This window comes from Rahnella sp. P4_A8, from assembly GCF_056402435.1.
Genome location: NZ_JBFUHK010000019.1, coordinates 60,446 through 70,908, shown reverse-complemented (window position 1 = coordinate 70,908; position 10,463 = coordinate 60,446). Strand labels below are relative to the sequence as shown.

Sequence of the window (10,463 nt, the reverse complement as noted above, 5' to 3'; positions counted from 1 at the left end):
CGCCAACGGCACGGCCAGAAGGATCGTCCATGTTTTTGAACGCTTCGTCCCATTCAATAGCTTTCGCTGAAGAACAGGCCACTGACGGCCCGCCAGGCACACATTCAGCCGCGCTTGGCACCGGGAATAACTCTTCAAAAATCGTACGGTACAGGTAGCCTTCTTTCGAGGTCGGCGTGTTGTACGGGAAACGGAAATGTGCAGTTTCAAGCTGTTGATCGGTGATCTGCTGAGAGGCCACTTCTTTTAAGGTATCGATCCAGCTGTAACCTACGCCATCAGAGAACTGTTCTTTCTGGCGCCAGGCCACGCTGTGTGGCAAATAAGACTCGAAACATTCACGCAGGATATGTTTCTCCATCTTGCCGTTGCCGCACATCTTGTCTTTCGGGTTGATACGCATCGCGACGTCGAGGAATTTTTTGTCCAGGAACGGGACGCGGGCTTCAACACCCCAGGCTGACATGGCTTTGTTGGCACGCGCACAGTCATACATATGCAGGGCCAGCAATTTACGCACGGTTTCTTCATGGAATTCTTTAGCGTTTGGTGCTTTATGGAAATACAGGTAGCCGCCCAACACTTCGTCTGCGCCTTCGCCAGACAACACCATTTTGATGCCCATCGCTTTGATTTTACGCGACATCAGATACATCGGCGTTGATGCGCGGATAGTCGTGACGTCATACGTTTCAATGTGATAGATAACATCGCGGATAGCATCCAGACCTTCCTGCACGGTGAAGTGAATTTCGTGGTGCACGGTGCCTAAATGGTTGGCGACTTCCTGAGCAGCGCGCAGGTCCGGTGAACCTTGCAGACCGACGGCAAAGGAGTGCAGTTGCGGCCACCAGGCTTCGCTCTGATCTTTATCTTCGATACGGCGGCCGGCAAATTTCTTGGTGATGGCGGAAATCACGGAGGAATCCAGACCACCAGACAGCAGCACGCCGTAAGGCACGTCAGACATCAGGTGACTTTTTACCGCTTCTTCCAGTGCATCTTTCAGCGCCGCAGCGTCAGTGACGTTGTCTTTGACGTTTTCGAAGTCAAACCAGTCACGCTGGTAGTATTCGCGAATTTCACCGTCCTGGCTCCACAGATAGCTGCCTGCCGGGAATTCTTTGATGGTGCGACAAACCGGCACCAGCGCTTTCATTTCTGAAGCGACGTACATGTTGCCGTGTTCGTCGTAGCCCATGTACAGCGGGATAATGCCCAGATGGTCGCGGCCAATCAGGTACGCGTCTTTTTCTGTGTCATACAGAATAAAGGCGAACATACCTTGCAGTTCATCGAGGAAGGCAGGGCCTTTTTCCTGATACAGCGCCAGAATGACTTCACAGTCAGATGCGGTCTGGAATTCATACTTGTCGCCCAGTTCTGCGCGCAATGCCTGATGGTTGTAAATTTCGCCGTTCACAGCCAGAACGTGGGTGTGTGCTGCGTTGTACAAAGGTTGTGCGCCGTTGTTCACGTCGACAATGGACAGACGCTCATGCGACAGAATGGCTTTATCGCTGGCAAACACACCGGACCAGTCGGGTCCGCGGTGACGCATCAGGCGCGACAGTTCCAGCGCTTTTTTGCGCAGCTCGACAGCGTCAGTTTTGATATCGAGCACACCGAAAATTGAACACATATGACTTTCTCCCTAACGACCTTTCTCTGGCTGTTATTTTTATGATTACGAATGAGGATCAACGTTGCCGTTCTTTCAGTTTTAGCCCGGCGTTGTTGCGTTGCTGACTATGAAAATGCGTCAAAACCCCTATGTTGTGCAAGTGGTTTAACGCTCTTCTGATAAATAGTTGGTTGATGGTGGGTGATCTTTGATGAATCACCAGTTTTATGGCGATTTTATTAGCGGATTATTAATTTAATCGCCAAAAATTGAGGAGGATTCAAAAAAGAGAAAAGTGGATAAAAATCAGACGGCAAGACAAAAAAAAGAGCCTGAATAAAGATCCAGGCTCGTTTTCAGGCAGTGGCCGGAAACGCTTAAATCACGTCGATATCGGCAACTGAAGGGTAAATCCAGGTCGGACGGAAAGGCATTCCCTCAATATCGTTGAGCGTTGAAACGCCAGTCAGCACCAGAACGGTTTCCAGACCTGCCTGGAAGCCCGCCAGAATGTCAGTACGCAGATTATCCCCCACAATGACGGTATCTTCGGAATGCGCCTGCATTTTATTTAACGCCGAACGGATAATCCACGGACTCGGTTTGCCGACATAAAATGGCTGGCGTCCGGTAATTTTTTCGATCGGTGCACACAATGCGCCGCAGGCAGGAACAAAACCGTGTCCGTGGTTATCAGGATTTGTCGCGATAAAGCGCGCGCCGTTTGCCACGAAATAGGCGGCTTTATGGATCATGTCCCAGTTATAAGAACGGGTTTCGCCGACAATCACGAAATCAGGATTGATATCGGTAATGGTAAAACCGGCTTTATAGAGTTCATGAATCAGCGCACCTTCGCCGACGACATAGGCTTTTTTGCCTTCCTGACGTTTGAGGAAATCGGCTGTGGCCATCGCAGAGGTGAAAAATGCACTTTCAGGCACGTCGAGACCGGCAGCGCCGAAGCGGTTTGCCAGATCCTGTGCTGTCTGGGAAGGGTAGTTAGTGAGAATAACCAGAGGCATTCCCTGTTCCTGAATCCGCGCCAGAAAACGATCGGCGCCAGGTACTGCGGTATTGTCGTGCAACAGCACGCCATCAATGTCACAAATTACGTTCTTTATCGTCATAATTTCCAAACCCACATTTTCAGTCCCATTCCTGGCAGCCAGATACTATAGCACGTCTTAATTTTCCATCAGACGCTGTAACAGAACGCCATTCAGCATCGCCCGTTTAACCAGGGCAAACGCACCAATCGCTGACTGATGATTCAGGGCAGAGGTCACTACCGGTAAATTACGGCGGAAATCTTTCAGAACCTGCGCATTAATGCAGTTCTGAATTGCCGGAAGCAGAACCTTATCGGCTTCGGTGATTTCGCCGGCAATCACGACTTTTTGCGGGTTGAACAGATTTATCGCGATCGACACCCCTTTACCCAGCTGGCGGCCAACGTGTTCGATGACTTCGGTTGCCAGCGGATCGTGGCGGTTGGCCGCTTTGCAGATCGCCGAAATTGAACAGTCATTCAGACTCAGCTTGCTGGCGTAGCCTTGCGTCAGTAAATGGCGCACCCGATTTTCGATGGCAGCGTTAGCCGCAACGGTTTCCAGACAGCCGAAATTACCGCAGTGGCAGCGTTCGCCCAGCGGGTCGATCTGAATATGGCCGATTTCACCGACGTTGCCGTTACTGCCGAGAAAAATCTGGCCGTTAACGATGATTCCGGCACCGGTACCACGGTGTAAACGAACCAAAATGGAGTCCTGACAGTCGCGGGTTGCACCGAAGTAGTGTTCGGCAAGCGCCAGACTGCGGATATCGTGGCCGACAAAACTGGTGACTTTAAACCGGGCTTCCAGCGTATCGACTAATTTCCACGCGCCCACGCTGATATGCGGCATATAGCGCACGATGCCTTTATTCGGATCGACCAGCCCCGGAAGGATGACGGAAATGGCAATCAGTTCGCGGATTTTGCGCTGATTTAGTTCAATGAATTGCTGTATAGCCTCGAACAGCGCGTTCTCCAGGGTTTCCTGAGTGCGTTCGGGCAGGGCGTAATGTTGTTCGGCCAGCGATTTTGCGCTGAGATCATAAAGCGTTATCGTCGCATCATGGCGACCAAGACGTACTGCGATGGTATGGAAAGGGCGGGTTTCGGTGATGATAGAAATAGCGCGGCGCCCTCCGGTGGAAGCCTGCTGATCAACTTCTTTAATCAGCCCGCGCTCAAGCAATTGTCGGGTAATTTTGGTCACACTGGCGGGCGCTAACTGACTCATGTCAGCAATCTGAATGCGCGAGATGGGACCTTGTTGGTCAATCAGGCGGTAAACCGCCGCGCCGTTTAACTGCTTAACCAGATCAACGTTGCCGATTTGTGCCTGCTGTCCGCCAGTTGTCATCAATGCTGTTATCCGCTCAATTAAACTTCGTCACCATTAACGATAGTTTTTGTGATTTTAAAATCATGAGTGAACGCGGTGAGGTTGGCGACTTTACCTGCTTCGATGCTGCCCAGTTGGTCTTCAACACCAATGGCGCGTGCCGGATAAAGCGTTGCCATACGCAGCGTTTCGTCCAGCGCGATGCCAACATGTTCGACGCTATTTTGTACCGCTTCGATCATCGTCAGCGCAGAGCCGCTCAGTGTTCCGTTTTCGTCCACACAGAGTCCGTCACGGTAGTATATTGTTTTACCGGCAAAAATGAACTCATCAATATTCGCGCCAGCCGGAGCCGTTGCGTCAGTGACCAGCACCAGCTTCTCGCCTTTGAGCTTTTTCGCATTGCGAATATTCGCCCAGTCAACGTGAAGACCATCAGCAATCACGCCGGTATAGACTTCTGGCGTATCGAAGATTGCACCAATAAGACCAGGCTGACGGCCCGTGATGGCTGGCATTGCATTATAAAGGTGCGTAGCAAAGCTGATACCTGCGGCAAAACCGGCACGGGCTTCAGCATAGGTGGAATTTGAATGGCCTGCGGAAATCACTATTCCTGCATCACGCATCTGGCGGATATATTTTGCATCAACCTGTTCGGGTGCGAGCGTCAGTTGGGTGATCACGTCCGCGTTTGCACACAGAAAATCAATCATCGCGCTGTCTGGCAGGCGGATAAAGGCCGGGTTGTGCGTGCCTTTTTTCAGCGGGCTGAGGTAGGGTCCTTCAAGGTGCAGACCCAGTGCCTGGTTAGGATACTTTTCCAGATAGGTACGCATCACGCTGATACCGTGTTTCATGTAGTCGTCGCTACAGGTAATCAGCGTCGGTAAGAAACTGGTACAGCCGGATTTTTCATTGGCTTTCTGCATGATTTCTAACGTTTCTACTGAAATGGCTTCCAGTGAATCGTTGAATTGCACGCCGCCACAACCATTAAGTTGCAGATCGATAAATCCGGGGGCAAGAATGGCGCCATCCAGACTGCGGGTTTCCACATTCGCCGGCAATTCACTTACCGGGCAGACACGTTCAATTTTGCCATCGGCAATGACCACCGCGTGGTTATCCAGAACGTCATGACCGGTATAGACCCGGCCGTTCACTAAAGCGTACATCATGCCCCCTAGTACGTTTGCCCTTCTCCAGTCACGCTGCTGCTGCGTTGGCGGCCTCACTCACTCCGGTCACTTACTTCAGTAAGCTCCCGGAGATTCGCTCGTTGCCGCCTTGCCGCAACCCGACTGGCTTTGGGCATAATTTTGGATCAGAGATTTTTCATATTTTCCGCTTCTAACTCGCGGAAATATTTAACAGTTTTGACTTTCAGTTCCATGGTGGACGGTTCGTCACACACCATAACGGCTTTCGCGTGCAATTGCAGGCAGCTGATGGTCCACATATGGTTGATATTACCTTCAACTGCCGCTTCCAGCGCCTGCGCTTTCGCATGGCCGGTCACCAGAATCATCACTTCTTCTGCGTCCAGCAACGTGCCCACGCCAACGGTCAGGGCGTATTTTGGCACCTGAGAGACATCGTTGTCGAAGAAACGTGAGTTCGCGATACGGGTTTCATGGGTCAGGGTTTTGATACGCGTACGGGAAGCCAGAGAAGAGGCTGGTTCGTTGAATGCGATATGACCGTCATTACCCACGCCGCCCATAAACAGGTGAATTTTGCCGTAAGACTTAATTTTCGCTTCGTACTGGCGGCATTCTTCGTTGACGTCTGGTGCATTACCATTCAGCAGATTGATGTTTTCGCGTGGAATATCAACGTGGTCAAAGAAGTTTTTGTACATAAACGTATGGTAGCTCTCAGGGTGTTCCTGCGGCAGACCGACATATTCGTCCATGTTGAAGGTCACTACGTTCTTAAAGCTAACCTGGCCTGCTTTATGCATGGCGATTAAATGTTTGTAAGCTTCGAGCGGCGTACCACCGGTTGGTAAGCCCAGAACAAAAGGGCGGTCAGCAGTGGGTTTAAATGCGTTGATGCGTTCAACAATATGACGTGCAGCCCATTTGCCAACTTCAGTGGGGGTGTTTAATGGAATAAGTCTCATCAGATACCTCTTAGTTTCAGAATATTGAATATAATGTGTCTGTCCTCCGCAGAAGTGCTAGCGCGGGACAATAAGTCAGAAAGCAGTTTTGGGTTCAGGGCGGTCTTGTTAAGCGTAAACCACCGCAACGGTTTATGACTGGCACAATACCGTCTGGATTTTTTTAATGATAAAATAAGTTTGGTGTATTGACCAGTGAAATGGCATGTTATGACCTCTTTTTGGTGACAAATCTCACAAAAAGAGAGGTTTTAATTTGCGATACGAAATAATATTTTTACACTCGCAATTGCAGTTGGTTAAATCGGAACGGTAAATGTAAAAGGTAGTAAACATACTAATTAAACTACTTTGGTGATTCGCTTACGGGCGAGTAGGGGGAATGTTGAATATACTGAGTTATTTACAAAAGATTGGCCGGGCATTAATGGTGCCCGTTGCTACGTTGCCAGCCGCCGCAATCCTCATGGGCGTCGGTTACTGGATCGACCCTGTGGGTTGGGGGGGAGACAATGCGCTGGCGGCATTTTTCATTAAATCTGGCTCCGCCATTATTGAAAACATGTCCGTACTGTTTGCGATCGGTGTGGCGTATGGCATGTCCAAAGACAAAGACGGTGCAGCTGCACTGACGGGTTTTGTCGGTTTCCTGGTGCTGACCACGCTGTGTTCGCCTGCAGCCGTGTCCATGATTCAGAAGATCCCGTTAGACCAGGTGCCGGCGGCATTTGGTAAAATCAATAACCAGTTTGTCGGTATCTTAGTCGGTATCATTTCTGCTGAGTTGTACAACCGTTTCAGCCACGTCGAGTTGCCGAAAGCGCTGTCATTCTTCAGTGGTCGTCGTCTGGTTCCTATCCTGACTTCTTTCCTGATGATCATCGTTGCCTTCATCCTGATGTATGTATGGCCTCTGATTTTCAACGGTCTGGTGACCTTCGGTGAGCATATCCAGCAACTGGGTTCTGCCGGTGCCGGTATCTATGCCTTCTTCAACCGTTTACTGATCCCGGTCGGTCTGCATCATGCACTGAACTCCGTGTTCTGGTTTGATGTTGCAGGTATTAACGATATCCCTAACTTCCTCGGTGGTCAGGAATCTATCCAGTCAGGTAAAGCGGTGGTGGGTATCACCGGTCGTTATCAGGCAGGTTTCTTCCCGATCATGATGTTTGGTCTTCCGGGCGCGGCACTGGCGATTTACCACTGCGCACGTCCTGAAAACAAAGCAAAAGTTGCTGGTATCATGCTGGCTGCTGCTTTCGCTTCCTTCTTTACCGGTATCACCGAACCGCTGGAATTCTCCTTCATGTTCGTTGCGCCGGTGTTGTATGTGATTCACGCCGTACTGACCGGTATTTCGGTCTTCATCGCAGCAAGCATGCACTGGATTGCCGGTTTCGGCTTCAGCGCAGGTTTGGTGGATATGGTGCTGTCTTCCCGTAACCCGCTGGCGACTCACTGGTACATGCTGATCCCTCAGGGTCTGGTGTTCTTCGTGATTTACTACGTGGTGTTCCGTTTCACCATCCAGAAATTCAACCTGCTGACCCCGGGACGTGAACTGGCAGTGGCCGGTGACGAAGCGGACGGTTACGACGTTGATGTGGAATCTGCTGGCAACAAAGGTGACGAAACCGTTGCTCTGGCACGTCGTTATATCAGTGCCATCGGCGGTTCAGAAAACCTGACCGGCATTGATGCCTGTATCACCCGTCTGCGCCTGAACGTGAAAGACTCCGCACTGGTCAACGACGGACTGGCGAAACGTCTGGGCGCTTCAGGAGTTATCCGTCTGAATAAACAAAGCGTGCAGGTGATTGTCGGTACCCGTGCCGAAATCATTGCCGGTGCGATGCGTACCGCACTGAATGCAGGCCCGATTGCTGCGGCTACCGTGACTCCGGCTGCGCCACTGTCTGAAATCAAACCTCAGGCAGTGCCAAACAGCGTGAAAACGGTAGTGGAAACCTTAGTGTCTCCGGTTACCGGTGACATTGTGGCGCTGGATCAGGTGCCTGATGAAGCCTTTGCCAGCAAAGCGGTGGGTGATGGTGTTGCCATCCGTCCTACCGATAAAATCGTTGTGTCGCCGGCTGCGGGCACGGTGGTGAAAATCTTCAATACCAATCATGCGTTCTGCCTGGAAACGACTTCCGGTGCTGAAATCGTGGTGCATATGGGGATTGATACTGTTGCACTGAACGGCCAGGGCTTTACCCGCCTGGTTGAAGAAGGGGCAACAGTCACTGCCGGTCAGCCTGTACTGGAACTGGATCTGGATTATCTGAATGCCAATGCGCGCTCAATGATCAGCCCGGTAGTCGTCAGCAATATTGATGATTATACCGGTGTGACGTCACTGGCCAGCGGTTCAGTGGTTGCCGGTCAAACGAAACTGTTCGATATCCAGGGCAAATAACCCTGCGGATGATGTAACAGGTCGACGTAGTGGCAGCGGGAAGAGAGCGATCTCTTCCCGCTTTTTATTGTCTGAGGACAGAGGCACCAGAGATAACCACGATTTAATGCAACTAACGGTTGTTTCCCGGCGTGGCTTGTTGGAACATAAGCGGTTATCCGTAGAGTCAATGTTGCGTAGAGGAATTGCACAATGAGTGAGGCTGAAGCCCGCCCAACAAATTTTATCCGTCAGATTATTGATGAAGATCTGGCGACCGGGAAACACAATACCGTTCACACCCGTTTCCCACCTGAGCCTAATGGTTATCTGCACATCGGTCATGCGAAATCTATCTGCCTGAATTTCGGCATCGCGCAAGACTATCAGGGCCAGTGTAATCTGCGTTTTGACGATACCAACCCGGCAAAAGAAGACATCGAATTCGTTGAGTCAATCAAACGCGACGTCCAGTGGTTAGGTTTCGACTGGAGCGGCGATATTCATTACTCCTCGGACTATTTTGATCAACTGCATGCTTATGCGCTTGAACTGATCAACAAAGGTCTGGCGTATGTTGATGAACTGTCTCCTGACCAGATCCGTGAATATCGCGGCTCCCTGACGTCGCCGGGTAAAAACAGCCCGTACCGCGATCGCACCGTGGAAGAGAACATTGCGTTATTTGAAAAAATGCGTAACGGTGAGTTCGCCGAAGGCGCTGCGTGTCTGCGTGCAAAAATCGATATGGCCTCGCCATTCTTTGTCATGCGTGATCCGGTTCTGTACCGTATTAAATTCGCAGAACATCACCAGACCGGTAAAAAATGGTGCATCTATCCGATGTACGATTTCACCCACTGCATTTCCGATGCGCTGGAAGGGATTACCCATTCGCTGTGTACGCTGGAATTCCAGGATAACCGTCGTCTGTACGACTGGGTTCTGGATAATATTTCTATTCCATGCCACCCGCGTCAGTACGAATTCTCCCGTCTGAATCTCGAATACTCCATCATGTCCAAGCGCAAGCTGAACCTGCTGGTGACCGAGAAGATTGTTGAAGGCTGGGATGACCCGCGCATGCCGACCGTTTCAGGTCTGCGTCGCCGGGGCTATACCGCGGCATCTATCCGTGAATTCTGCCGTCGTATCGGCGTTACCAAGCAGGATAACAACGTTGAAATGATGGCGCTGGAATCTTGCATCCGTGACGATCTCAACGAGAACGCACCGCGCGCCATGGCGGTTATCAATCCGGTTAAAGTGATCATTGAAAACTTTACCGGTGATGATGTGCAGATGGTGAAGATGCCGAATCATCCGGGCAAACCGGAAATGGGCACCCGCGAAGTGCCGTTTACCCGTGAGATTTACATCGATCAGGCTGATTTCCGCGAAGAAGCCAACAAGCAGTACAAGCGTCTGGTGTTGGGCAAAGAAGTGCGCCTGCGTAATGCGTATGTGATCAAAGCAGAACGTATCGAGAAAGACGAGGAAGGGAATATCACCACTATCTTCTGTTCTTACGATATCGACACGCTGAGCAAAGATCCTGCCGATGGCCGCAAGGTGAAAGGCGTGATCCACTGGGTGTCCGCGTCTGAAGGCAAACCGGCTGAGTTCCGCCTGTATGACCGTCTGTTCAGCGTCGCAAACCCGGGCCAGGCGGAAGACTTCCTGACCACCATCAACCCGGATTCCCTGGTGATTTCCCACGGTTTCGTGGAGCCATCACTGGTGGCTGCACAGGCTGAAATCAGCCTGCAGTTTGAGCGTGAAGGTTACTTCTGTGCCGACAACCGCTACTCAAGTGCTGAACATCTGGTGTTTAACCGTACCGTTGGCCTGCGTGATACCTGGGAAAGCAAACCCGTCGCGTAAGCCCTCAGTATGAGGTAATAAAAACGCAGTTCA

7 protein-coding genes are annotated in these 10,463 nt (G+C 51.0%); 2 read left to right on the top strand and 5 right to left on the bottom strand.

The genetic code is table 11. The features are described 5' to 3' along the window. The 5 genes from asnB to nagB all read right to left on the bottom strand — a co-directional run. Window positions 1-1,642, bottom strand: a 1,642-nt coding sequence (gene asnB / locus AC1DUO_RS12390; RefSeq protein ID WP_477987486.1) for an asparagine synthase B, incomplete at its 3' end; no start/stop codon positions are given. A gap of 359 nt (window positions 1,643-2,001) precedes the next feature. Beyond that, a complete protein-coding gene (locus AC1DUO_RS12385; RefSeq protein WP_015690266.1) occupies window positions 2,002-2,754 on the bottom strand; it encodes an HAD-IIA family hydrolase in 753 nt (250 codons plus the stop codon). A 57-nt stretch (window positions 2,755-2,811) separates the two neighbouring features. After that, window positions 2,812-4,035 carry a DNA-binding transcriptional regulator NagC gene (gene nagC, locus AC1DUO_RS12380; protein WP_119261856.1) on the bottom strand — a complete coding sequence of 408 codons (1,224 nt, stop codon included), beginning with the start codon at window positions 4,033-4,035 and terminating at the stop codon, window positions 2,812-2,814. Between the two features lie 20 nt (window positions 4,036-4,055). Beyond that, window positions 4,056-5,195, bottom strand: coding sequence for an N-acetylglucosamine-6-phosphate deacetylase (nagA, locus tag AC1DUO_RS12375; protein WP_013576475.1), 1,140 nt, complete (start codon window positions 5,193-5,195; stop codon window positions 4,056-4,058). A gap of 149 nt (window positions 5,196-5,344) precedes the next feature. Continuing rightward, on the bottom strand, window positions 5,345-6,145 hold the full coding sequence (gene nagB, locus AC1DUO_RS12370; RefSeq protein ID WP_013576474.1) for a glucosamine-6-phosphate deaminase: 801 nt from the start codon (window positions 6,143-6,145) through the stop codon (window positions 5,345-5,347). Between the two features lie 385 nt (window positions 6,146-6,530). Here nagB and nagE point away from each other — a divergent pair, with 385 nt between their 5' ends. Continuing rightward, window positions 6,531-8,567, top strand: a complete 2,037-nt coding sequence (gene nagE / locus AC1DUO_RS12365) for an N-acetylglucosamine-specific PTS transporter subunit IIBC (RefSeq protein WP_119262249.1) — start codon at window positions 6,531-6,533, stop codon at window positions 8,565-8,567. Window positions 8,568-8,759: 192 nt separating this feature from the next. Next, the gene (gene glnS / locus AC1DUO_RS12360; RefSeq protein ID WP_015690263.1) at window positions 8,760-10,430 is read left to right on the top strand and encodes a glutamine--tRNA ligase; all 1,671 of its coding nucleotides are present in this window, start codon (window positions 8,760-8,762) and stop codon (window positions 10,428-10,430) included. Window positions 10,431-10,463: the final 33 nt, after the last annotated feature.

Bases quoted from the DNA above. Each gene is read 5' to 3' on its own strand.
- AC1DUO_RS12385 (WP_015690266.1), bottom strand. From the start codon at position 2,754: ATGACGATAAAGAACGTAATTTGTGACATTGATGGCGTGCTGTTGCAC.
- nagC (WP_119261856.1), bottom strand. From the start codon at position 4,035: ATGACAACTGGCGGACAGCAGGCACAAATCGGCAACGTTGATCTGGTT.
- glnS (WP_015690263.1), top strand. From the start codon at position 8,760: ATGAGTGAGGCTGAAGCCCGCCCAACAAATTTTATCCGTCAGATTATT.
- nagA (WP_013576475.1), bottom strand. From the start codon at position 5,195: ATGTACGCTTTAGTGAACGGCCGGGTCTATACCGGTCATGACGTTCTG.
- nagB (WP_013576474.1), bottom strand. From the start codon at position 6,145: ATGAGACTTATTCCATTAAACACCCCCACTGAAGTTGGCAAATGGGCT.